Genomic DNA, 26096 nt, shown 5'->3' with positions numbered 1-26096 from the left:
TGCCAAATAAGGTATAAAGAAACAAGGGAGATGAAGTAATGAGTTACGATGTGGGTAGTGTTTATGGAGGAATAAATAACTATATAAACAGCATAGCTACAAATGGAAATACTAATAGTAGTATAGGTTCAGTAAACAATGGAATTACTCAAAATCAATATGTTAACGGACAGGGTATTCTCAACGATACCTTAAGTTCTGGTACTGGCAGTGATGCCCTTACTGGACTAATGAGCCTAGGTTTAATGTCAGGAAGCTTTGGTGGAGGTTCAGACAGCAATACTTCTTCAAGCACTAGTGGATTTAGTTTAATCATGGCATCTTTACTAAAGGCCATGGGTGAAAAAGAGAGACAAACTCAGCAGGGAATAGATCAAAATAATAGAGCTTATAATAATACTTCTACTGGTATAAATGATATAAGCAATGTTATTGTAAGAGCTATAGGAGGAGTAACACCTTCCACAGTGGTAAGTGCTACAGGTACTGACTCTGAAAGAATTGAAAAAGCCATAGCAGATGCTTCAACTAAATATGGAGTAAATGCGAATTTAATAAGAGCTATAATTAAAACAGAATCAAACTTTAATCCTAATGCAGTATCTCCTGCAGGAGCTAAAGGATTAATGCAGTTAATGCCTTGCAACATAGAGCACTATGGAGTTAATGATCCTTTTAACATAGAGCAAAATATTGATGCAGGTACAAGACACATAAAGGATTATCTTAAAACCTATAATTATGACCTAAACATGGCACTAGCAGCATATAACTTTGGACCAGGAAATATGGCATCCAGAGGAATAAGTAACTCCAGTGATTTTTACAAACTACCATCAGAAACAAAAAATTATTTAGCGAAGATAAATAATTTAATATAATAACAAGGCTGTTTCATTGAAACAGCCTTTATTATATCCTATAATTAGCTTAAAATATTAGATTTATTTTTAAAGTAATGTTAAAATGAATTTTGACTAATAATAATTAAAGTTAAATATCGAGTTAATATATAAACAAACTATTAATAAAGGATGGTATGATATGGAACGTTTAGATAAAATTTTAGGAAATTTAGGCTATGGAAGTCGTAAGGAAGTTAAGATTAGTTGTAAAAATGGAGAGGTTGTTGTTGATGGAGAGGTTGTAAAGGACAGTTCAACTAAGGTTGATCCAGAGATAGCAGTTATTGAAGTAAATGGAGAAAGGGTAATGTATAGAAAGTATGTTTACCTACTTTTAAATAAGCCAGCAGGAGTTGTAAGTGCAACCTTTGATAATTATGATGAGACTGTTATAGATTTATTAGATCCAGAATATCAAGTTTTTGAGCCATTCCCAGTGGGAAGATTAGATAAGGACACTGTTGGATTCTTATTGCTTACTAATGATGGAGCTTTAAATCATAAGTTAATCGCTCCCAAAAACCATGTAGATAAGGTTTATTATGCAGAAATAGATAAGCCAGTAAACGAAAAAGATGCTGAAAGTTTTAGAAAAGGTATTGTCATAGATGATGGTTATAAGTGTATGCCAGGAAAGTTAGAAATTATTTCTTCTACAGAAGATGGTTCTGAAGTTTTAGTTACAATACAGGAAGGTAAGTTCCATCAAGTTAAAAGAATGTTTGAAGCTTTAGATAAATCTGTTGTATATCTAAAAAGAGTTAAATTTGGTCCTATGGAGCTGGATAAAACCTTAGAAGAAGGCCAATATAGGGAGCTTACTAAAGAAGAAATTGAAGCATTAAACAACTTATAGGGATTTATTAACTGTATATACATTAAATTGAATATAAAAGGTAATTTGGTGTATTGTGTAGAAAATATACAAAAAATATAGATAAGGTATAAATATTAACAATTAGTTTATATTTTTTATTATAAATTTACTTGAAAATTTATAAAATTATATATATAATATATATATAAATAGAATAAATAACCCCTTTTTATTTATACGTATAACCTAACCCCAAGGGTTATACAAGTTATTTTATGTCGAATATAATTGTATATTATTGCAAGGAAAAAACCCATTGGTTACCCCCGATGGGTTTTTTCTTGCATAAAATTTATTTTTGGAAAACATATGTTTTCTAAGATAAACAGAGTTCTTAGCTTCTTTGAAGCATACTAACAGAATTCTTAGTATCAATTTATTTGATACTTAGAATTCGTTGTCCTTTAGGGGAAATCGTTATCCAGGAACGTAGCAGCTCTTAACTCCAATTTTAAAAAAATGGGAGTATTAGAGCTGGTAGTTATCGGATAAATATAGAAATTATATAGCATATACTGTAAACTATATATAATATGTAAATATCTAATGTAAAAAACACATAACATTAATTTAATAGAGCAATAATAGTAAATAGGTATACTAATTATAACGGAGTTCTTAGCTTCAGCGGAAGTTTTAGAGATGGTTGGCATTATATAAAAAATAGTATGTATTAATAGGGTATATTACGTAAAGATAAGAGAAATATGAAAGGAAGTGCATTATGAATATAAGAGAAGTACTTATAAGCTTTATGAAAGAAAAAGCTTATAAACCAATGAGTTTAAAAGAGTTGTCTAAAATATTTGGTATAGGTAAAAAGGAATCTAAAGATTTTTCAAACCTATTAAATGAAATGGAGAAAGATGGAGAAATAATAAAAAATAGAGCAGAGCTATATGGTATTCCAGAGAGAATGGGTATACTTAAAGGGGTTTTTGCTGCTCACCAAAAGGGTTTTGGTTTTGTAATTGTAGAAGAAGATAGGCCAGATATATTTATCCCTGCCAGTAATGTAAATAGTGCCATGAACAATGACGTGGTGTTAGTTAAAGTATTAAAAGATGAAAACAACGGTAAGAAATCTGAAGGAGAAATTATCAGAATTGTTGAAAGAAAGAATAAAAAACTAGTTGGAACCTATGAAGATAGTAAAAACTTTGGATTCGTTGTACCAGATGATAAAAAGATAGGTCAAGACGTATTCATTTCTAAAAATGATAGAAATGGAGCAAAATCAGGTCAAATAGTAGTGGTAGAAATCACTAGCTGGCCAGAGAAAAGAAGAAATCCAGAAGGAAAGATCATTGAAATCCTAGGAGAAAAGGGAGATAAGGGAATAGATATCCTAACTATAATTAGAAAGCACAATCTTCCTGAAGAATTCCCATTACAGGTAGAGGAATATGCAGAAAGAATAGAAGATATGGTTCCTCAAAGTGAAATAGACAGAAGAAGAGATCTTAGAGATGTGACTATGGTTACCATAGATGGAGAAGATGCAAAGGATCTAGATGATGCTGTTTCAGTAGAAGTTCTGAAAAATGGAAACTTCAAGCTAGGAGTTCATATTGCAGACGTATCACACTATGTAAGAGAAAATAATGTCCTTGACAAGGAAGCCTTTAAAAGAGGTACCTCTGTATACCTAATTGATAGAGTTATTCCAATGCTACCTAGAAAACTATCCAATGGAGTATGTAGCTTAAATCCAAAGGTGGATAGACTTGCTCTTAGTTGCTTTATGGAAATTGATCCTACAGGAAAAGTAGTAGATCATGATATCTTTGAAAGTGTAATAAAAACTAATGAAAGAATGACTTACACTGATGTAACTAAGATTCTTAGAGATGAAGATGCTGAAACTATAGAAAAATTTAAACACCTTCATGAAGACTTTAAGAACATGGGTAGATTATTTGAGCTCTTAAATAAAAAGAGATTATCAAGAGGTGCTATAGACTTTGATTTTGAAGAATGTAGAATAATCCTAGATGACACTGGTAAACCAATAGATATCCTACCTCGTGAAAGAGCCATTGCCAATAGAATAATAGAAGAATTTATGTTAATCTGTAATGAAACTGTAGCAGAGCACTTCTTCTGGCTTAATGCACCATTTGTTTATAGAGTTCACGAAGACCCAGATATGGAGAAGTTATTACACTTCAGCGAATTCGTATATAACCTAGGATATCATGTAAGATTTAAAGAAGATGAAATTCATCCAAGGGAGCTTCAAAAGATTCTAGAAAAGGTTAAAGGCAAGAAGGAAGAAACAGTAGTTAGCACATTACTTTTAAGATCTATGATGAAGGCAAAATATTCCCATTTATGTGTAGGACACTTTGGTCTTGCTGCTAAATACTATTGTCACTTCACATCTCCAATAAGAAGATATCCTGACCTAGTAATTCATAGAATTATAAAGGAAATGATAAATGAAGGATTAAATTCTAAGAGAGAGAAGAGATTAAGAACCTTTGTAATAGATGCTTCAAAACAATCCTCTGATACAGAAAGAATGGCTGTGGATGCAGAACGTGAAGTAGATGACTTAAAGAAAGCTGAATACATGATGGATAAGATTGGAGAAGAATTCGAAGGAATCATATCCTCTGTAACTAGCTTTGGAATGTTCGTTGAACTTCCTAACACCATAGAAGGTTTAGTTCATATTAGTGAGCTTCATGATGACTACTATATCTATGATGAAAAGCATCTAGCTTTAGTTGGTGAGAGAACTAAGAATATCTACAGACTAGGAGATGAAGTTAAGGTAGTTTGCTCTAAGGTTGACATAGATGCCCACGACATTTACTTTGAAATAGTTAAACCACAAGTAGAAGAAGAGGAAGAAGAAATGTCCCTAGACATCGATGATTTAATTTTTGGAGAGTAAAATATAGTTAAGAAGAAAACTATAAGGATAAAAATTTAACATTATATAAGAAGAGATAAAATTTTGTTTATTAAATTAAATATGATTTTATCTCTTCTTTTTTATGTAATTTGCTATAAATTAAGGGAAACAAATAAAAATATAGGATAATTTTACATATTAGAGAGTGAAAATCAAAAAAAGATTGTTAAAAAGTTAAACAAATCAGATAAATTTTTAACAAAGTACTAGTATTTTTAGAAAAAGGTGGTATACTAAAATTATAAATGTTAAATAAATAACAAAATTTAAAGTTTGTATTAGGGAGGTTCATATTATGGCACGTTTTACATTACCAAGAGATATATATCATGGAGAAGGAGCGTTAGAAACTCTGAAAACTTTAAAAGGGAAGAGAGCTTTCGTAGTTGTTGGTGGCGGATCTATGAAGAGATTCGGATTCTTGCAAAAGGTTGAAGACTACCTAAAAGAAGCAGGTATGGAAGTTGAATTATTTGAAGGGGTAGAACCAGACCCATCAGTAGAAACAGTTATGAAAGGTGCAGAAGCTATGAGAAGCTTTGAGCCAGATTGGATAGTTTCTATAGGTGGAGGATCTCCAATAGATGCAGCAAAAGCAATGTGGATATTCTACGAATACCCAGAATTTACTTTTGAACAAGCAGTTATTCCATTTGGACTACCAGAATTAAGACAAAAAGCAAAATTCGTTGCAATACCATCAACTAGTGGTACAGCTACAGAAGTTACAGCATTCTCTGTAATTACTGATTACAAAGCTAAAATTAAATATCCATTAGCTGATTTCAATATAACACCAGATATAGCAATAATAGATCCAGCACTTGCACAAACAATGCCTAAGACTCTAGTTGCTCATACTGGAATGGATGCTTTAACTCATGCTATAGAAGCATACACAGCATCACTAAGATCAAACTTTTCAGATCCATTAGCATTAAAAGCAATTGAAATGGTAAAAGAACACTTAATAGATTCTTATAATGGATGTGAAAAATCAAGAAACTTAATGCACGAGGCTCAATGCCTTGCAGGAATGGCATTCTCAAATGCGCTACTAGGAATAGTTCACTCCATGGCTCATAAAACAGGAGCAGTATTCCACATTCCTCATGGATGTGCAAATGCAATCTTCCTTCCATATGTAATTCAGTACAACAGAACTAAATGTGAAGATAGATATGCAGACATAGCTAGAATGTTAAAATTAAATGGAAATACAGACTCAGAATTAACTGATTCATTAATAGAAATGATCAATGACTTAAATACAAAACTAAGTATTCCTCACTCAATGAAGGAATACGGTGTTACTGAAGAAGACTTCAAAGTAAATCTTGAGTTCATAGCTCACAATGCAGTACTTGATGCATGCACAGGCTCAAACCCAAGAGAAATAGACGACAAAACAATGGAAAGACTATTTGAATGCACTTACTACGGTAACAAAGTAGAGTTCTAAGTAAAAGTCTAAATCTTTGATTTAGTTACTCGAACTTACTCATTTGAACGAAGTGAGAAGGAGTTTCCTCTCGAGCAAAGCGAGAAAATAAATCTTTGATTTGTCATTGCAACATGGTAAAAAGGGGTTTAATTGCAATAGAGGGACACAATAATTAATTTTAGTTAGTGGAAGAAACTCCACTGAAAAGTGGGGTTTCTTATATTATGTTATTAATTCTGTTGAACTAAGGTACAGCAGATTTAAAAAATATCCTTATAATTCATCAAATCAAATCAAATCAAATCAACTTGGAAGAGCTGTCTCAAAGTAGAGTTTAAAAAAATTCTACCGTGAGACAGCTCTTCTAAGTTCTACTCCAAATCTTTGAGGAAATCCCTGAAACCCCCACAGCGCCAACAACTAGTTAAATAGTTTTCTAGTTATATAGTTATATAGGTAAATAGTTTTCTATATAAAAATAGAGCTATTTAAAAAGTTTCCTATATAAATATTTTTAATTTTATATAGTTAAAATGCAGCTGTTCCCTAGAGGGCTTAAATGTAGTTGTATCAAGGGATTAGCTAGGGAAGAACATAAGAACATAAAAACATAAAAAGCTAAAAATATATAAATTAGTGAAATTGAATTATTATAAGTTATCACAGAAATATATAGTGATATTTTATTTATTTTTTTGTTTCTCTCTAAAACCTAATATATAGAAGAAAATTCCTATAAGAGCAAATATATAAATAAATATATTTATTCCAGGTATAGGTATGTCCATTATTTTTTGGCCAACCCACAAGTACCAATGTAAATATGAAATTAATCTTTCAATGGTGTATATTAATCCACTTGAAATAATAAAAACAGTACCTAGTTGTAAATAATTTTTTTCATTCATAAATAACCTCACCTTTTCAAAATTATATGGCTATATTAAATATGTAATAAGGATTACTAATATTAACCTACAATTATAATGTAATATAACTATATTATATTGTAGCTAAGTCAATGGGTAAAGAAAATTAAGGTAAAAACTCCATATTTTTAAATTGTATATTATACTTAAGATATAAACTTTTTAGATAGTTAAAATTCATATATTTCAAGGTTAATAATTACAATATTTATAATTTAGGTTATAATAAAAATAGGTTATACTATACAATACATTTTAAATTTAGTAAAATCACATGTATAATGAGAAAATTATATATTAATCATAAAAGTAGGTGAAAACATGGCAAAGAAATTAGGAACTAAAACTTTAGTAGAAAATAGAAAAGCAAGACACGATTACTTCATAGAAGAAGCTATGGAAGCAGGAATAGTACTTGTAGGAACAGAAGTTAAATCTATAAGAGCTGGAAAAGCAAACCTTAGAGATAGCTATGCAGATGTATACAATGGAGAAGTCTTCGTAAAAAATATGCACATAAGCCCTTATGAGCAAGGAAACATATTTAACAAAGATCCTCTAAGAGTAAGAAAGCTACTTCTTCACAAAGGAGAAATAGATAAACTTTTAGGATTCACGGCTCAAAAGGGGTACACTCTAATACCACTTAGCTTATATCTTAAAGACGGTAAAGTAAAAGTGAACCTTGGAGTATGTAGAGGTAAAAAAGATTACGATAAGAGAGATGTAATGCTAGAAAAAGCAGCTAAGAGAGACATAGACAGACAAATGAAAGAAAAATATAGGTAAAAGGGGCTTTCGCAAAAAAGCTAATCTAAATAAATATTAAATAAGCACTTATATTATTAACCCTCAGCCCTTTAACTACTCAATGGAACGAATATAAGCAGGAGTTTCCTTTGCACAATAGAATTTTGCTATGAAGTATGGGAAGTTTAAATAGGGGGAGGGGTAAGGGATGAAAAGAATAATTACCATTCAACATACTCAATCAGTGCATCATACCAATGGGATGATTGGTTCATGGACAGATTGGGATTTAACTAACCTAGGAAAAGAACAAGCAAATAACATTGGGATAAAACTTAAGGAAGAACTTTCAAAAGATAGTGTCTATGTTATGTACTCTTCAGACTTAAAAAGAGCAAAACAGACTGCTGAAATTGTAGCAAAGCATTTAAACTTAGAACCCGTTATTAATGAAGATCTAAGGGAACGTAACCTTGGTTCTGCTGTAGGCAAAAGTGTACAATGGCTTAGAGAAAATCAAACAGCATGGGAAAAGACAATTGATGATAGATGTGTACCAGATGCTGAATCTAGAAGAGAAACTTGGAAGCGTCTAGAACCTTTCTACAATGACATAATGAGCAGTGAGGATGAGAATATAATTATTGTTTCCCATGGGGACACATTAAGTATCTTCAACGCTATGTGGTTAGGACTTAAACCAGATGATCTTAATAACTGTGATTTATTTGGATTTGCAGGTGGAGTTTCTCATTTTATAGAAGATGACAATGGAAAACACATCATAAAGAGACTAAGCGATATGTCTTATATAAAATAGTTAGTTTTACCTATATACGATAAAATAAACTTATATTTGGTGTGAAAGTATCATTAAAAGTGGTACTTTTTTTACATATATAGATTTGCCAAATACCATATGTAGAATCTAAAGGAAATATGTCCATAAACACTATAAAACTTTTTACAAAACTTTACTTGCTATAAGGATTGATATTGTTTATAATGAATATACGTGGTAATCACTAATAATTACCACTACCTAACATGGGGGCGTACTGGTTTCGACGGGGGTACGTGACATATAGGAAGCGAGTAGAGGGAACTCATGGGCCCGCTTTAAAAAACTATGGGATTAAAGATAAACGCAGAAGACAATTTTGCATTAGCAGCTTAATATAGCCGCTCGTCCTACCTTTGAGTCCCACGGCTTAGGATAGGGCGCCGATTAGTGGGGAACCGAGCCATGGAAAGCTTTGACCATGGAACGGAATTTATGAAGCTACTGAAGTAGAAACCCGGTCTCTAGGGGTTCTATGGAGGGAATGTTAAAATAGAGACTGCACTCGGAGATGCTTATGTGGAATGGCTTTCGGACAGGGGTTCGATTCAAAAGAGTCGCCTTAGAGAGTAATTTCTAAGTGAAAACTTGGCTTTATCGGTGAAACCGTAACAGATGGTGCTGACGGCAATACCGAGTGGTATGTGAAGAAATTCAACAGCCGTGTATCGACTTATAGGTTCCTAAGGAGCAATCTATGGAATACTAGGATAGAAGATATCAAAGTAAACTATGCTTCTATAATACGCCAAGTGTCCTATACAGTATTAAAATTTAATAAGGAGAATATAGGACAGAGATATAGTCAATACCTGCAGAGATGTAGGAAGGATATGTCCCCTCGCCTCCACCATGAAAACCCTCGACAGAAATGTCGAGGGTTTTACCCATTTATAAGGAAAATTGTTTAGAATTATAAAAGCTGAACAGTACCATAAATGACTTGGAATTTTTATGGTTTAATATGATGGGGGTAGACTATGCATTATTTATAGTGAATCTGAACTACAAGTACTTTATTAATGTAGTAATAGTATCAAGTATTAGGTAATGATAAATATAGCAACTAATAGCAAAGTTTGTGGTATAATATGGTTTAAGGGGTGATATAAAGCATGTCAACAAATACAGAGAGAGAACTTTCTATACGTGGTGAAAATGTACAGAGGATATACGACTATTACATAAGCAAGAAGTTGTTGTCAAATAGAAAGTATCAAAGAAAATTAGTTTGGTCAATAGAAGAAAAGCAAGCATTTATAGATTCAATAATAAAAGGATTTCCAGTTCCATTAATACTTTTGGGAGAAGTTTCATATAAGGACTTGAATCGGTATGAAATAATTGATGGTATGCAAAGGCTTAATGCACTCGCTTCTTTTATCGAAGGAGATTTTACTTTAGAAGGAGAATATTTCGATTTAGAAACAATGGCTGAGAGTAAATTATTACTGGACAAAGGTGAGTTAGAACAAAGATATCCTAAACTTAATAGAGAAACTTGCAAAAATATAGCAAGCTATTTATTACCACTATCAATATATAGATATGATGGATTAAATAATATAGATGAAATTTTTAGAAGAATAAATTCAAATGGAAGACACTTATCTAAGCAAGAACTAAGAACAGCAGGGGCTACAGGAAAATTTGCAGAGGTTGTTAGGAAAATATCATATAAGATTAGAGGGGATGTTTCTGCTAGTGATATACTATATTTAAATAACATGAAGGAAATTAGTATAACTAATAAAGATTTAAAATATGGAATAGATGTAAATGAAATATTTTGGGTAAAGGAGGGAATTTTACGTAGAGAGAATGTTAGAGAATCAAAAGATGAAGAAATAATTGCAGATATTATTGCATATATGGCACTTCAAGTTAAGCCGCCATCAAATAGTGATGTATTAGATGAGTATTTTGGAGTTATGGGTGAAGATAATAAAAGATATATTGAAATAGAGAATGCAGTTAAAAAAATAACTCTTGATGTTTTAAATAATCAATTTATGCTAGTATATTCAGAAATAAATAGAATATTAAAATTATCTAAAAAATCATTTAGTCAGTTAATATTTTCGACACCACAATCAAATAAAATTCCGAGATACTTTCAAGTGATTTTTCTAGCCTTACATGATTTGTTCATTAAGAAGAATATGAGAATAAACAATATAGAAAATTTAGTTAGCAATCTTGATAGTATAGGAGAAAAACATATAAACTTAAGTGCTGGCGGTGGAAAATGGAGTGCTATAGAACGTGAAAATAATGTAAAGGGTATTTCTGGTATTTTAGAATCGTCTTTTGTAAAAAGTAATGAAGAAGACCCTGCTATAGCTTCATGGGCAATTGAACTAGAAAATATTCTCATGCAATCTAAGACAGAACAGAGTTTATATGATTTTAAACAAGGATTTCATAGACTTGAAATAAATGGAGAGTTTGGAAAAAGAACTTTTAGTAAAGTAATTAAAACACTTACAGCGATGGCTAACAATGGACCTGAAAATATAGGATATGTAATTGTTGGAGTAGCTGATAATGCTAATGATAAGGATGATATAGAGAAGTTATATAATATTGAGGCTCATAAGTATAATGGTTTTTATATAACTGGGGTAAATGGAGAGGTTGCTATGAATTATAAGAGTGATTTAGATAGTTATTCTCAAAAGATTATACAATTAGTTAAAGCAGAGCCAATAGAAGATGATTATAAAAGTGAGATATGTAGAAACATTAAAATAATAAATTATTATGATAAATCTGTTTTGGTATTTAGAATAAAAGCAACTGAAAAACCAGCATTATATGATGGAAAATATTACGAAAGAAAAGGACCTAATGTTGACAAAATTGAGCCAGAACAATATCCAAATTTGTTTAAAAGATTTTTTAATAAGTGAATAAATTAGTGTATTTAAAATCAGAACCTTACTTGTATAAAGTGCAAGTAAGGTTTTTATTGGTGAGCCTAGCATGGGCGTAGTCTAACGGGTGAGAGTCCAGAGCATGGGTTGATAGTGCCAAATGCATAGTTAAAGGCAAGGGTGTCCTTGGTGACGAGGAATCTGAAGAAAGCCAGCGACAAACTTCTGGTCTAACGAACAGAAATCACATCAGGCAAACATAGACTGGGCAAGGTTGCCAAACAAACCAAAACCCTAAACTATCCGGAAGTCTATGGTGTAAATGTGGCAGATATATGGAAGGAAAGACTGCGTTCTTACCTGGGGAGGTCTCATGGACATATGGAACGAGTTTGTGAAGTATGGTTGAAACAAGATTTATCATGAGAAGTCAGCAGATATCATAGTAGTGACATAGTCGACGATGTCATGAAGGGTTGAACCTTAGGAGGTGAAAGTAAATGAAAGTTACCGAAATCGGGACAAATAAAAGTAGAATACATTGCCAAAGCAATGGCTGCCGCCAAAGAGATAATGCGGAACATTAAGGGTATGACGGAGCGCTTACTGAAAAGAGGATAACTGAAAACAACATCACCAATGCCGACAGTAGAGGAGATAGAATCCTTGAGCAAATTCTAAGCGCCGAAAATCTTAATAAAGCGTATAAGCAAGTTAAGAAAAATAAAGGCGCACACGGAGTTGATGGGATGAAAGTAGAGAATCTTCTACAATATCTCAAAGACAATGGTAATGAGTTAAGGGAAATTATCAAAAAGGGTAAATATAGCCCAGGTCCTGTCCGAAGGGTAGAAATACCAAAAGGCAACGGAAAAATGAGAAAGTTAGGAATACCGACAGCAGTTGATAGAGTAATCCAACAAGCTACAATGCAAATATTATCACCAATGTTTGAACCACAGTTTAGTGAAACAAGCTATGGATTCAGACCTAAAAGAAGTGAACAAAATGCTACTAAGAAAAGTTGTGAATATGCGAATGAGGGTTATACTTATGTCGTAGACATGGACCTTGAGAAATTCTTTGATGTAGTAAACCAGTCTAAGATGATTGAGATAATCTCAAGAACAGTGAAAGATGGAAGAGTTGTATCGCTAATTAACAAATACCTTAAAGCAGGTGTAATCGTAGATAAAAGGTTTGAAGTAACAGATATTGGGTTAGCTCAAGGGGGAAATATTAGCCCATTATGCAGTAATATAATGCTTAATGAACTAGATAAGGAACTTGAAAAGCGAGGAATAAGATTTGTAAGGTACGCAGATGACATACTTCTATTTGCAAAATGCAAAAGAAGCGCAGAAAGGATTCTAACACATATAATCCCATATATTGAGAATAAGTTAAAACTCAAGGTTAATAAAGAGAAAATGAGTGTATCATACATTGGGAAAATAAAGTTTCTTGGATATGGCTTCTATCCTAGCAAAATAGGCATTAAAGCCAGAGTACATTCAAAAAGTGTAGCAAAAATGAGAAATAGAATTAGAGAAATAACTGCTAGAAATAATGCACTAGGCTACGAAAATCTTAAAAAGAAGTTAAAAGAATACGTAACAGTGTGGATAAATTATTTTAAACTTGCAGATATGAAAAAGATGCTTACTACCACTGACCAATGGTTAAGGCGGAGAATCAGAATGTACATTTGGAAACAATGGAAGAAAGTCAAAACAAGATATATAATGCTTAGAAAACTTGGATTAAAATATAATGATGCTAGAAAGTATTCATGTACTAGAAAAGGCTGCTGGCGAATAGCCAATAGCCAAATAGTAAACTGCACTATAACCGATAAGAGGTTAAGAAATGCAGGTTATACATTTTTCTTGGATTATTACGAAACTGTAAGAGCATAAACTGAGGAACCGCCGTATACGGAACCGTACATACGGTGGTGTGAGAGGTCGGTAGATAAAATAATTATCTACCTCCTACTCGATTTCAAAAATAGTGGAGGAGTAGAGGTTGTTAGTAGGATTAAAAGGTATAGCTTATATGAAAGATATAGTCAAAGCTTTTATATAAAAGTTGGTTAGAATAGAAAGTTTATAAGATATACTAGTTCTATATCTTATAAACTTAATTAGAGTATAAAATTATTAAACTTTATTAATTTTATTAATGTGTTAATATATAGAATATGTATATAATTATGGGGTTTGTAAGATTGATGAATCTTAATTGAAGTTAGGGAGGATTACATGTATAGTTTGGAATATATTAAAAAAAGAGTAGAGAGTATTTTATTGAATACATTTGGGTTTAGAGATATTGATACAATGAAAAAATTTATTGATGAAATGTTTATTATAGATTATGAGGAATTGCTGAATCAAACCATATTTGAAATATACTATGAAAATTATAATAAGCATAGTGAAAGAGTAGCATTATCTAATATGTTTAAAAATCAAACAGAAAAGGATAATGAGGGAAATATGGATTTAGATTCGAATAAAGACTATAAAAAAACCCAAAGAACATACAAAAGTTTTAGAAAATATAATGATAATTTAAGTATTATGAATAATAATGGCGTAGATGTAGAATATGTGGAATTAGAAAATATTAAAGATAGGTTTACAGGACATAAAATAAGAAAATTTCACCAAAATCAATTATTAGATTTAAATGAATTTAAGATATTTGAATACATTCGAGATAATAGAATTAAAAGTAGTAAGAGTGTAAGTAATATTGAATTAGTAAGTGCACTTGAAGAGATAGATAAAGTCTATGATAGAATTAACAAAACATATGATAATTATTTTGAGAGGAGTGTTCAATATTTTCAGCTTGAAAATAGCTGTAGATTAGAAACTGGATATTTAATTGCAAATGCTATTAGTATAGTTAATAAGAGTTTGGAAGAAAAAAGTAAAGATATTGATGCATTTAAAGCTTTTTTTAGTGTTAATTGTCAGGGAAATAGACTCCAAAATAAGTTTATACTTGGAATAAAAAAATATACTAATAAATATATTGAAGATTCTAGAGTGATTGATTCGATATCTAAAGAAATATATAATTTGAATTTAAGTAAATATTTTGTAAGAAAATCTATACTTGAAGAATTAGAAAGTAAAAACATATGCCTTGATTTTTATGAGTGTAATGACTTTTTTAAAGAGTATTTTGGAGAAATGCAGCATGTAAATAAAAATAAGTCTTGGGATAGTAAAGTGTTGAAAAGTTTTAGAAAAATATATAAAGATTAAAAATTTACGGATTTCTGTCCATAGCAAAGAAAAATATCATTGTTTATAATATGTTTATAAAATAAATAGGAGGTATTATAAAAATGATTGAATGTGAATTATGTGCAGGTTATTTTCATCCAGATGAAATAAGCAATTGCCCAAAATGTGGAATAGAAATTTGTGAAAGGTGTTTTGAAAAACATGTACGCTTCTGTGAGGAAAGTGACGATAATGATGATAATGATGAAATAGCAAAACTTCCAAGAGAATGTCCTGAATGTGGAGCTGAGTTAGAATTAGATGTTGATTATAATAAAACAACGCTTTTATGCCCTGAATGTGATTATGAACTAGATGTCACAGAAGAATTCAAAAGAATGGATGAGGATGAATTATAGTAAGAATGGAATAGAAAGTGTTTATGGTGGATTTTAAAGGTAGTGCTTCGCCTCCACCATGAAAACCTCGACAATACAGAAATGTGTTGTCGAGGTTTTTTATTTATAATAAAATTAAAGATTAGGCATTTAAGTAACAGAAATAGTCATATATAACCGTATGACGTGTATTTAACGTAGGTGGAGTATAAGTAGGAATTAATTGGGTTATTAAATTGATATACTGATCGTTTGTAAATTTGTGGAAGTTAATGAAGTGTGGTTTTTCATTATTAAATTTACAATTAAATAGAAGTTTTTTTTGTTTATTATTAAATTTAGAAGCGTTAAATTTAATTAAAAATGTAATATGTGCATTTAATAAATCAAAAGAGTTAGAAGTAGCAAAATGATAGCTATCTAAAACACCAAAACATATTTTTTCTCTGTAAGAGTCTAATTTATTATTTTTATAGTATTGTTTAAACTTTAGTCCATAACAACTACTTGTTATAAATGTTAATCTTTGATATAGATGATTAAAATTATTATCATTTGAGTAGTCATAAAAGTATTTACTAAGTTTATCTTTGATTTTATTTATTTTTTTAGGGCTTATATCAAGTGTAATTTTATTGTAATAGTTCTTTTTGGAATAGAATTCGAAATTTAATTTAAATGTATATCCTAAATATTCAAATGAAGATTTATCATTTAGTTTGACATCTACAGACTTACTTTCATTTAAGTCGAGTTTTAATTTAGTTGATAGGATAAAATTAATTCTTGCCTTTATGGTATCTATTTCGCTATTCAAAAGATATCCATTAAAAATTAATATAATATCATCTACATATCTTGCAAAATAACAAAGTTTTGAGTTGATAGCCTTTACTTCTTTGTCAAAGCTTTCAAGGTAGATTTCGGCTAAACAATTACTAATAGGTAGTCCTTGTAAAACTCCTTTATTTGATTGAGAAAGAGCTTTTTTAATTAACAGATATTCTGCATCAGATAATAAAGATGAAGATTTTAGCTTTTTAAACATTAAGTAGTGAGGTATAGAACCATAAAAATCCTGTATATCTAACCTTATAATAGTAAAATTACAACCATTTTCTAAAGTTCTCTTTATCTTTGAACATATTTTATTTCTATCTTGAAATTTTATTTTATACTTTTTAATTAGTATATCCTTAAGTATATCTAAAACTATTCTATCTCTTATCGTTGGAGAGTAAACTTTTCTATTATTCTTTACAATGATGTTAGTATATCTTGAAAATTTGTATGTTTTGTTATTTATTTTATTTATTATTAATTTAGATTCATCACAAATAATACTTTCAAATTTTTTTGGAGTAATTCTATCACTACCAGTTTTAAGAGAAGGTTTTAACTTATAAAAATAATTTATTATTGTATCTTTAGATAATTCACTTAACAAAGTTTAGTACCTCCATTAATTAAGATGGATTTATGTCGCTTAAAACATTTGTGTAAGACCAATCTAAATAGATAAATCAAATAGATTAGAAATAGTGTCAAATATTATGTAAAAACTTGACTTAGCAACCATAAATCCTACATAATTATATCATAAAATGTATATAAAGGAAAGAAGTGAAAATATGTGTAATATAGACAAACTATCAATACTTAAGACTGATACAATTCCATATGAAATACCTCTAATATATAGTAATGATGCTTTAAGTAATTTTATAAGAATAGATAACAATTGGAGTAAAATAGATAAAATTTGTTGGAACACAATCTATAGAACTAAACCATACTGGTTTAAAGTATATAAAAGCGATAATGAAGATAGAGATTTGAGCTTATGTCATCCGTTGGGACAATTATATATTCTAAAGTTTTTAGAGTTATATGATGAAAGTATTATTGATTATTTTAATTTAAATGAAGGATTTTCGTTGAGGAGACCTGAAAAAATTAATTCTAAATATTTAAAAGAAAAGGAATATGTTGAAACACAGTTTAAAAAAATATTTAAAAAAGATATAGATGAATCATCTAATGAATATTATGATTACATAGATAGTTATTATATAAAAAAGCCATTTGTAAAAATTACAGATTTTTATTCATCATACATGTTAAATAATTTAGAGGCTAAGTATAGTTATTTAAGAAAGTTAGATATAAGTAAATGTTTCTATAATATTTATACACATTCAATTGAATGGGCTTTTTTAGGATCAAAAGAAGAAGCGAAACTTACCATAAATAAAGGGAGTAAATTGGGGGCTAATTTAGATAAATTAATGCAGTATTGTAATTATGCAGAAACAAATGGTATAGTTGTGGGCCCAGAATTTTCAAGAATTGTAGCAGAAATAATTCTTTGCAGAATTGATATGAATGTAGCAAAGAGAACAAAAGATGAAAAATATGAAGTATATAGATTTATGGATGATATTTTTATCTTTTCTAATACGATAAATGTATTAGATATTGTAGAAAAAATATATAAAGAAGAGTTATTTAGCTTTAAGCTTAGTATTAACAATCAAAAAGTTTGTACTTATAATAGCCCTTTTTTTGATGAACAAATATGGATAACAGATTTAAAAATGAATTTAAATAAATATAGAGAAACCTTTAAACTTAGAGAAATAGATAAGAGTAAAGAAGATTGGATTTTAATAAAGAAAGTTAAATTTAATGATAGAAATATATTTGAAACAATTAGAATATTATTAATTAAAAATAGAAGGCAAGCAACATATATTGTATCATATTTAATGACATACATAGATAGGAACTTAGAAAATGTTATTAATTGTATTCAGGATCAAAAAAAGGAGATTAAAGAATATAATATTGTTAGACTAATTGATTTTATTAGTTATTTTGTTTCGTTTAACTTATGTTGCAATAATACAATAAAGTTATGTAAAATTTATATAACTTTATTATATAAATTTAAAAATGAATTTAGTAATATTGAGGATTTTATTTATAAAAAATTATTTGAAATAATTAAATACAATAAAAGAAACTTTATAGATATTCAAAATATAATTGTAATCCTAACTTTTATTGAAAAGGATTTGCCAGAAGATATATTTATTTCGTGGTTACTGGAAGAAAAAGATTATTTTGCTTTAATGGTAATTACTTTTTATGTAGCTACTAAGAATAGAAAATATAAATATAAAAAGACTAAGCAAATTATAAATGATATAGTATTTAATAAAGCAGAAAATTATTTAGAAAAAGATGATAGTGGTATTGACATAAAAGATTTATTGTATGACTTTGATATTATTTTAATGAATGATTTTTATAATTCATCTATAATATCAAAAGAAACTAAGGGGAAAATTGATATTATTAAAAGTAGAATATCAGGCAAAACTCCAAAAGGGGAAATGGATAAATGCTATTTTAAGTTTATTAAGGAATTTAAAAATAGCTTTATAAATTGGAATGCTAATATAGAAGACATAACAAAAGTAATATTAATAAAATCAAGGTATACAAGTTCAAACCTATATTGATAGTTAAGAATAATATTATTATAATATTTTTATTATTGTATGTTAAATAACTGATTTAATATAAAATTTTAGGCGTAATTATAGAAATTTTAGCTATTAAGTCTGTAACTTGTTATAAAATTATAAACAAGTTGGAAAATAGATAGATATAGAATATGTAAAAATAAATAAGGCTAAGTGGATTAAATGTATGAATAAATTATAAAGAAAATAAAATGATCTTAGAATATATATTATTTTAATAGATGTACATTAATTAATTCTGTAATATTAATATCAGATAATAAATATGACTCAAATGAGCATTATTAAATGTGAACTTCAAATATGTTTGTGGATTTAACCCATCGTGCTTTGCTTCTACCAGTAACAAATAGCTACATCAGCTTTAATCTGATGTAGCTATTTTACATTAATGAATTCCTCATAAAACATCTCTTTTTTAGTAAGCTGTTCATCTGTATACCTACCATTCCTAGGGGTAAGAGCTTTATACTGAGTTATTATCATTTCTGCACGTTTTCTTTTAGATTCTATAATTAAGTAAGGGTAAATATCTTCTAGTAATTTAATAGCATTATTCTGCTTAATTACAAATGAATAAGATAACTTATGTTTTTCCGGGTTATAATTTTTTTTCTTTATTATTACTCCATATCCAATGGTGTCTTTTAGCCAAGTTAATAATTCTATAGTAGTTGAGGCTATTGATACGCAAGGTGCAGGATATTGATTTGTATGAAAACGCTGTAACATAATACTTCCTTCTCCATCAATTATTCCAGCTATATAGGCTTTTTCTATTTCTGTCATTTAACCACCTCTATAGATAGTATTTACTGGTTTTTCAATATTATCAGAAATAAATCAGATAAGGTAATAATCTTTATGGTAATAGATCATCAAGAACATATGTAAAGTAATATACTGTAAATTCTACAATGATATGCATATTATTTATATACTAAATTAACCAAATACTATATAATGGAATCAGGTCGTTATTGTAAAATGTTTTGAAATAATTTAAAGAGAATTACAAAATATATCTGTTTTGTGACAGCTCTTTTGTGTTTCAGAAATTATGAATTTAGGAGATTAAAAAGCAAATGATTCAAGATGATGATGAATTAGAAATAGTTAGAGAATTAAAGGAAGCTCTAAAACCGGACCTGTATTGGCCAATTTGGAACACAATTATATGTTCTGGACCACCATTAAACCTTATCTTTAGATATTTTATAGAAAGAGAAATTAAAGATCCAACTGTTGCAATAATTCTTACAGTAATAACAATCATATGGACTATTATTAATTGGTATTGGTATGTGAAGGAAAGAAATGAGTTTAAAAAGAATTGGCAAGAGATTTCAAAGGAATTGGAGACTTTAAACTATAAAGAAAAGCCTTCAAAAGATTACATGGATATAATTCTTAATAGTATGCAAATAACAGCAATAGTCTCACTGGTAGCATTCTTTATTTTTGTTGCTATTACATTATTATCTGAACTTTCATATGTTAGATATTTTGCGTTATTTTCCATAGCAATATTTGTCTTAACATCTATAGTAATGATAATTATTGGTATTATTCAATTATTTAATATTTTTAAAGAGTTAAAAAAGGCGAGAAGGTTAAATAATGTGTTAAAAAGATTTTTTCTAATCTTTACATTATTGTTTATTATACAAGTGATTCTTACTTTTACAATGCACAAAAACTTAGATTGGTTTGAATGCATTTTTTATCCTTTAATGATGACAATTCCCATTGTAATAGCTACTGAAGTTGCTATTATATATAAAGAGATAAAAAAGAAGATTGAATAAATACTTCACTTGATGAAAGCTATGGTAGGTAAACTGGCTGGTTAGAGTATAATACCTTGCTATCTAACTTTACGGATAGTAGGGTTTTTATTTGCATTTCTTTAGTTTACTAGGTCTAATATACTTACATTTTTACAAGATATTTTTTAACTTTTAGACCTATAGTGGTGGAGGAAAAATGTTAACAGCTGAAGTAAGAACTGTGGATTATTACTTTGAAAAGTTGCAAGAGGTGTGGATAAGAATATTTTATGTTAAGTTTGTTTTAAATACATAAAAAAATATAGTATTTATGGAGGAAAGCTAAATGCCAAGATATGATTGCTTAATAGTAGATGATGAGGAGGCACTGTCTCAAAGTACCTGTGAGTTTTTCAACATGTTCGGCGTAAAAACCTTTTGGGTATCAGATAAAACAGCATGTTTTGATTTTTTATTGAAGAATAAGGTTGATTTAATATTGCTGGATATCAATCTAGGACAATCCTCAGGTTTTGAAATTTGCAAAGAATTGAGAACAACAATGGATACACCAATTTTATTTATCAGTGCTAGAACAAGTGATGATGATGTCCTTTTGGCATTAAACATTGGTGGAGATGATTATATTCAAAAGCCATATTCCCTAAATATACTGATGGCAAAGGTTAAAACTGTTTTAAAAAGGTATAAGTCTAACTATGCCAGTACTGTAAGTTTTGGTAGAATTTCTATTGATTTAGATATGGAAAAGCTTATGGTAGATGGTAGGGAAGTAAAATTAAAATCAATGGAATATAGACTGTTATCATATTTGGTTAAAAACAAAAACCGAACCATTTCAAAAGATGAGCTTTTTCAAAAGGTATGGGGTGATGCAATTACAGGGGAAGGAACCTTGAATGTACATATAAGAAGACTTCGTGAGAAGATTGAGGAAAATCCTAATGAACCACAGTATATCAAAACTGTTTGGGGCACTGGATATGTCTTTGAGATGGGAGCTTCATATGAACATTAAAAGAATAGTAGTTATAAGTATCATTGTTCTTTTAACTTGTACAAGCCTCATATTTTTTGCGTTTAACTATAAAGGGAAAACTGAAATTGAAGTGCCTAAGGTAAATGATATTGCTCAGTCTCTTGCAAAGGGATGGGACAGTTTGGAATATGCAGAGTTGCCATGTTTGAGCTATAAAATAGATTATGTAGTACTGGACAATGAAAATCGTTTTATCAAAGCTACAAGAGATGGATTAAACAATGATTTAAGTTCAGCAATACGTAATAGGGACACTATAGTTGATGTGAAATCTCAGGATAAGGTACTTGGAAAAGTAATAATATATAATAATACAAATAATGAATGGATAAAATTTAGAAATTTACTTCTTATTTTTACCCTTTGTGTAATAATAGTTGCTGCAGCATTTTGTAGCTTATATTTAGTTTTTATTGACAGGTGTATTCTATATCCCTTTAGAAAACTCCAGGGCTTTGCACGACATGTTGCAGAGGGCAATTTGGATATGCCTCTAGATATGGACAAAAATAATTTCTTCGGTGCATTTACAGAAAGCTTTGACCTCATGAGGGAGGAGCTTAATAAGGCAAGGGAAAATGAAAGGCTTGCTAATCAAAGTAAAAAAGAACTTGTTGCTTCACTGAGTCATGATATCAAAACCCCAGTGGCGTCAATAAAGGCTGTTACTGAAGTTATGCATGTAAAGACTTCCGATGAAAACCAAAGGAGGCAGCTGGAAATAATTAATTCAAAGGCTGATCAGATAAATACATTAATAACAAATATGTTCAGCGCCACACTAGAGGAATTGCAGGAGCTAAAGGTTATAGTCACTGAGCAATCTAGTCAGGTTCTATATGATTTGATTAGAGCGGCAGATTATAATTGTAAAGCAAATATTGGAGGCATTGCTGAGTGTATAATTTTAGCAGATGGGTTAAGGTTATCTCAGGTTGTTGACAATATAATTAGTAATTCCTATAAATACGCAGGGACATCTATTTATGTTTCTTCAGTTATTAAAGGGAAATACCTTGAGATAGGATTTAAGGATTATGGTAGAGGAGTTTCAGAGGAGGAGCTGCCTCTGATATTTAATAAGTTCTATAGGGCTAAAAACTCTAAGGAAAAGGGAGGCACTGGATTAGGACTTTATATTTCTAAGTATATGATGGAAAAAATGGAGGGAGACATTTACTGCGAAAACTCAGTTGATGGATTCACTGTGTTGTTAAAACTTTTAATTGCTTAAAATTTAAGAACTTAAAAGATTTAAGGATTAGTTAAGGATTGGGTAAAGACCTGTTAAGGAATTTTCAACTATAATAGGACTGTAAGTAAAACAGTCTTATTTTTTTATTGAAAGGGATGTTATCATGGGGAATGTTATTATATCAACAAATAAGCTCTGCAAGACATTTTCAAACGGAGGAATGCAACAGCATGTACTTAAGAACCTTGATATTGAAATATATCAGGGAGATTTTACGGTAATCATGGGCTCCTCTGGTGCAGGAAAGTCAACACTACTTTATGCCCTGTCAGGAATGGATAAACCAACTCTCGGTTCTATAAAATTTGGGGAAAATGAAATTTCAAAGTTATCAAATGATAAGCTTGCAATTTTTAGAAGATTAAACTGCGGTTTTGTTTTCCAACAAATATTTCTTATGGATAATATGAGCATACTGGATAATATCCTTGTAAGCGGTCTCCTTATAAGTAGTGATAGAAAGACAATTGCAGATAGGGCAAAGGATCTTCTTACACAAGTGGGACTAACTGAAATCATATGGAGTAAGTTTCCATCACAATTATCTGGAGGCGAGGCTCAGCGTGCCGCTATTGTAAGGGCATTAATTAATAATCCCAAGGTGGTCTTCGCAGATGAACCTACGGGAGCACTTAATTCTTCGGCAGGACAGGCAGCCTTAGATGTTTTAACTGAAGTGAACAGAAGTGGTCAAAGCATAATCATGGTTACTCACGATTTAAAATCCGCAAGGCGTGGAAATCGTATTTTATATATGCGTGATGGTGCTATTAAGGGAGTATGTGACCTAGGAAGCTATGTCAGTGGGGACAAGGAGCGTCATAACAAACTCCAAGGATTTCTCAATGAAATGGGGTGGTAAGTTTGAGAAAGATATTAATGCTGAGTTTTGCAAATATAAAGAAAACCAAGGGGCATACAGTATCCATTCTTTTCATGTTTATCATTGCAGCTATGCTACTTAATCTAGGACTTCTGGTGTTTGTAAATTTCGGAAGCTACTTTGAAAAGGTAACTGAGGAGCTAAATTCTTCTGATGAATATTATTTAATGCCGGAAAGCTTATATAGTCAAAGGGTGAGTGAATACATCAAAAGCAATGATAATATTAAAAGAAGCCAAAAGGAAAGTTCCTTATTGGCAAAAGGAACCATTCCTTACAACAATGATAACCGTGAATTTAATTTTCTCATCAATGATGTAGACCAGAAGAGAGATTTTTCAAAATGGGAATTCGTTGGAGAGCATGAATCTCCTGACTCAATGTCCATATACCTACCCTATGTAATGAATATTGATGGGGGATATAAAGTGAATGATAAACTTAAGGTGAGTTTTGAGGATGTAGACATGACTTTTACCATTAAAGGATTTACAGAGGATATATTTTTCAGTTCCCTAGATACAGTGGTTATGGGGGTTTACTTACCTAGTGATACCTATGATAGGGTTGTTGAAAAGCTAGGAGTAAAATATAAAGCGTCACTTACGTTTGCAAATGTAAGAAAAAATAATATGGATGTTGAAAATGGAATAAAGGAGATAATAAAGGAGGAAAATCCTAATATACTAACTGATGACGTAAGCATATTTTTCAGTTTAGATAAGGGGGTTGTGAGATTATCTCGTTCAATTATGGCAAACATTGTTTCCGTAATGATGATGGTCTTTGCTGCAATAATCGTTGTTGTATGTCTTATTGTTGTAAGGTTTAGAATTGAGAATAGCATAGAGGAGGATATGACTAAGATAGGTTCATTAAAGGCAGTTGGTTACACCAGTAGGCAAATAATATCATCAATCACTATACAGTTTTCATTAATTGCCTTGGTTGGAAGCATGATGGGTATAACACTGTCTTACCTAGCAACTCCTGCAATATCAAAGGTTTTTGCACATCAGTCGGGTCTTATGTGGGTGCAGGGGTTTGACGGTATGATTAGCAGTATTTCCTTGTTTGTTATATTGTTGGTGGTGATATTGGTTTCCTTCATATCTTCAAGTCGTATTAACAGGCTGAATCCAATTGTAGCATTAAGGGGCGGAATAATAACTCATAGTTTCCGAAAGAACTATATGCCCCTTCACAAGTCAAGGGGAAGCCTTCCCTTTGTTTTATCTATAAAGTTGATGTTACAGAACATGAAACAGAGCCTAATGATAGGTATGATATTCCTAGTTGTTTCCTTTGCAGGTACCTTTGCATTAAGTATGTTTTATAACTCAGTAATAGACACAAAAATCTTTAAAGAAATTCCAGGTGTGGAATTGTCTAGTGTTATTGCAGTTTGTAATCCTATTGTAGATAATACATCTGTGGTTGAGAATATAAAAAATATGAAGGGAGTACGAAAGGCTCAGTTTCTTGATATAGTAATGATGAACTCAGATAGCTACGAAGTAGCTACATATGTAATGGATGACTATTCTATGAAAGAAACCAGTACTATTTATGAGGGTAGATACCCACTTCACAGCAATGAAGTTGCAATTTCAGGATATTTGGCTGAAAGGGTGAAAAAGAACATAGGTGATAGTATTATTTTGAAGGTCAATGATAAACAGAGTGAGTATATTATAACAGGTTATTGCCAAGGGTCCTATATGGGTAAATTTAATATTGCCTATATTAGGAGCGATGGTATTTTAAGTCTTAATCAAGAGTTTAAGCAGCGGGACTTTCAAATATATCTTGATAAGGATATTAAATCTTCAGAATTTAAAATGGAAATTGATAAACTTTATGGTGATGATTTTCTTAAAGTAGTTGATTTGGACAAAGAGGTTCAACAGGGGATAGGTCTTTACACAGGTATAGTATCCAAGGTTGGTATTAGCATATTAGTAGTTACAATATTTGTAGTTATGCTTGTTTTATATTTTGTTATTAATTCTTCAGTGATTAGGAAGAAGCATGACCTTGGCATACAAAAAGCACTTGGGTTCACAACTCTGCAGCTTATGCACCAGCTTTCCATGGGATTCTTGCCTCCGATTATTACAGGAGTGTGCCTAGGAAGTTTGTTAGGAATGACTCAAACCAATGCAATAATGGCGGTTCCCATGAAGGCTATGGGCATAATGAAGGTAAATTTTATTGTAACCCCTCTATGGAGTATGTTGTTCGATGTTGGTATAGTAATAGTATCCTATGCAATTTCTATGCTTGTAACCTATCGCATACGTAAGATTACTGCATATGGGCTAGTAAGTGAATAATATCATAGCGATTTGTAATGTTTTCAGGTTTTTTAAGAATTTTAATAGTTTTAATTA

The 26096-nt window shown here is 30.4% G+C and carries 19 protein-coding genes and 1 other RNA gene; 17 read left to right on the top strand and 3 right to left on the bottom strand.

The features are described from left to right. Positions 1 to 38 precede the first annotated feature (38 nt). The 4 genes from ACTNBA_RS02530 to ACTNBA_RS02515 all read left to right on the top strand — a co-directional run bounded on the left by ACTNBA_RS02530 (position 39) and on the right by ACTNBA_RS02515 (position 6167). Positions 39 to 881: a lytic transglycosylase domain-containing protein gene (locus ACTNBA_RS02530; protein WP_441072334.1), complete on the top strand. Its 843-nt coding sequence runs from the start codon at positions 39 to 41 to the stop codon at positions 879 to 881. A gap of 163 nt (positions 882 to 1044) precedes the next feature. Next, the gene (locus ACTNBA_RS02525) at positions 1045 to 1761 is read left to right on the top strand and encodes a 16S rRNA pseudouridine(516) synthase (RefSeq protein WP_441072332.1); all 717 of its coding nucleotides are present in this window, start codon (positions 1045 to 1047) and stop codon (positions 1759 to 1761) included. 745 nt (positions 1762 to 2506) lie between these two features. Next, positions 2507 to 4684, top strand: coding sequence for a ribonuclease R (rnr, locus tag ACTNBA_RS02520; protein ID WP_441072330.1), 2178 nt, complete (start codon positions 2507 to 2509; stop codon positions 4682 to 4684). 316 nt (positions 4685 to 5000) lie between these two features. Then, positions 5001 to 6167, top strand: a complete 1167-nt coding sequence (locus tag ACTNBA_RS02515) for an iron-containing alcohol dehydrogenase (protein WP_441072328.1) — start codon at positions 5001 to 5003, stop codon at positions 6165 to 6167. A gap of 665 nt (positions 6168 to 6832) precedes the next feature. On the opposite strand, the gene ACTNBA_RS02510 is transcribed toward ACTNBA_RS02515, so the two are convergent. Continuing rightward, a complete protein-coding gene (locus ACTNBA_RS02510) occupies positions 6833 to 7057 on the bottom strand; it encodes a hypothetical protein (RefSeq protein WP_150845376.1) in 225 nt (74 codons plus the stop codon). Positions 7058 to 7399: 342 nt separating this feature from the next. Between ACTNBA_RS02510 and smpB the strand changes: the two genes are divergently transcribed. The 7 genes from smpB (at position 7400) to ACTNBA_RS02475 (ending at position 15206) form a co-directional block, all read left to right on the top strand. Continuing rightward, positions 7400 to 7867 carry an SsrA-binding protein SmpB gene (smpB, locus tag ACTNBA_RS02505; protein WP_035131317.1) on the top strand — a complete coding sequence of 156 codons (468 nt, stop codon included), beginning with the start codon at positions 7400 to 7402 and terminating at the stop codon, positions 7865 to 7867. 169 nt (positions 7868 to 8036) lie between these two features. Further along, the gene (locus ACTNBA_RS02500; protein ID WP_441072325.1) at positions 8037 to 8648 is read left to right on the top strand and encodes a histidine phosphatase family protein; all 612 of its coding nucleotides are present in this window, start codon (positions 8037 to 8039) and stop codon (positions 8646 to 8648) included. A 237-nt stretch (positions 8649 to 8885) separates the two neighbouring features. Beyond that, positions 8886 to 9220: a transfer-messenger RNA gene (ssrA, locus tag ACTNBA_RS02495) on the top strand. 564 nt (positions 9221 to 9784) lie between these two features. After that, positions 9785 to 11581, top strand: a complete 1797-nt coding sequence (locus ACTNBA_RS02490) for a GmrSD restriction endonuclease domain-containing protein (protein WP_441072323.1) — start codon at positions 9785 to 9787, stop codon at positions 11579 to 11581. 581 nt (positions 11582 to 12162) lie between these two features. Then, positions 12163 to 13464, top strand: a complete 1302-nt coding sequence (gene ltrA, locus ACTNBA_RS02485; RefSeq protein ID WP_441072704.1) for a group II intron reverse transcriptase/maturase — start codon at positions 12163 to 12165, stop codon at positions 13462 to 13464. A 345-nt stretch (positions 13465 to 13809) separates the two neighbouring features. Then, positions 13810 to 14826, top strand: a complete 1017-nt coding sequence (locus ACTNBA_RS02480; RefSeq protein ID WP_441072321.1) for a hypothetical protein — start codon at positions 13810 to 13812, stop codon at positions 14824 to 14826. Positions 14827 to 14909: 83 nt separating this feature from the next. Beyond that, entirely contained in the window at positions 14910 to 15206 is a 297-nt protein-coding gene (locus tag ACTNBA_RS02475) for a hypothetical protein (RefSeq protein ID WP_441072319.1), read from the top strand. Between the two features lie 121 nt (positions 15207 to 15327). Here the strand turns inward: ACTNBA_RS02475 and ACTNBA_RS02470 are convergent, their stop codons facing one another. Beyond that, positions 15328 to 16632 carry a reverse transcriptase domain-containing protein gene (locus tag ACTNBA_RS02470; RefSeq protein ID WP_441072317.1) on the bottom strand — a complete coding sequence of 435 codons (1305 nt, stop codon included), beginning with the start codon at positions 16630 to 16632 and terminating at the stop codon, positions 15328 to 15330. Positions 16633 to 16789: 157 nt separating this feature from the next. Between ACTNBA_RS02470 and ACTNBA_RS02465 the strand changes: the two genes are divergently transcribed. Next, entirely contained in the window at positions 16790 to 18712 is a 1923-nt protein-coding gene (locus ACTNBA_RS02465) for an RNA-directed DNA polymerase (protein WP_441072315.1), read from the top strand. 402 nt (positions 18713 to 19114) lie between these two features. Here ACTNBA_RS02465 and ACTNBA_RS02460 read toward each other — a convergent pair whose 3' ends face one another. Then, positions 19115 to 19525 carry an LAGLIDADG family homing endonuclease gene (locus tag ACTNBA_RS02460; protein WP_441072313.1) on the bottom strand — a complete coding sequence of 137 codons (411 nt, stop codon included), beginning with the start codon at positions 19523 to 19525 and terminating at the stop codon, positions 19115 to 19117. A gap of 296 nt (positions 19526 to 19821) precedes the next feature. Here ACTNBA_RS02460 and ACTNBA_RS02455 point away from each other — a divergent pair, with 296 nt between their 5' ends. The 5 genes from ACTNBA_RS02455 (at position 19822) to ACTNBA_RS02435 (ending at position 26039) form a co-directional block, all read left to right on the top strand. Beyond that, entirely contained in the window at positions 19822 to 20544 is a 723-nt protein-coding gene (locus tag ACTNBA_RS02455; RefSeq protein WP_441072311.1) for a hypothetical protein, read from the top strand. 307 nt (positions 20545 to 20851) lie between these two features. Beyond that, entirely contained in the window at positions 20852 to 21544 is a 693-nt protein-coding gene (locus ACTNBA_RS02450; protein ID WP_441072309.1) for a response regulator transcription factor, read from the top strand. Beyond that, entirely contained in the window at positions 21534 to 22799 is a 1266-nt protein-coding gene (locus tag ACTNBA_RS02445) for a HAMP domain-containing sensor histidine kinase (protein ID WP_441072307.1), read from the top strand. Before ACTNBA_RS02450 ends, ACTNBA_RS02445 begins: the two co-directional genes overlap by 11 nt. A gap of 124 nt (positions 22800 to 22923) precedes the next feature. After that, a complete protein-coding gene (locus ACTNBA_RS02440; protein ID WP_441072305.1) occupies positions 22924 to 23682 on the top strand; it encodes an ABC transporter ATP-binding protein in 759 nt (252 codons plus the stop codon). Between the two features lie 2 nt (positions 23683 to 23684). Continuing rightward, the gene (locus ACTNBA_RS02435) at positions 23685 to 26039 is read left to right on the top strand and encodes an ABC transporter permease (protein WP_441072303.1); all 2355 of its coding nucleotides are present in this window, start codon (positions 23685 to 23687) and stop codon (positions 26037 to 26039) included. Positions 26040 to 26096: the final 57 nt, after the last annotated feature.

The sequence above is a fragment of the Clostridium sulfidigenes genome (assembly GCF_052067195.1).
Classification (GTDB): Bacteria; Bacillota; Clostridia; order Clostridiales; family Clostridiaceae; genus Clostridium_J; species Clostridium_J sulfidigenes.
The sequence above is the reverse complement of the archived record's forward strand: the minus strand, read 5'-3'. Positions and strand labels throughout refer to the sequence as shown.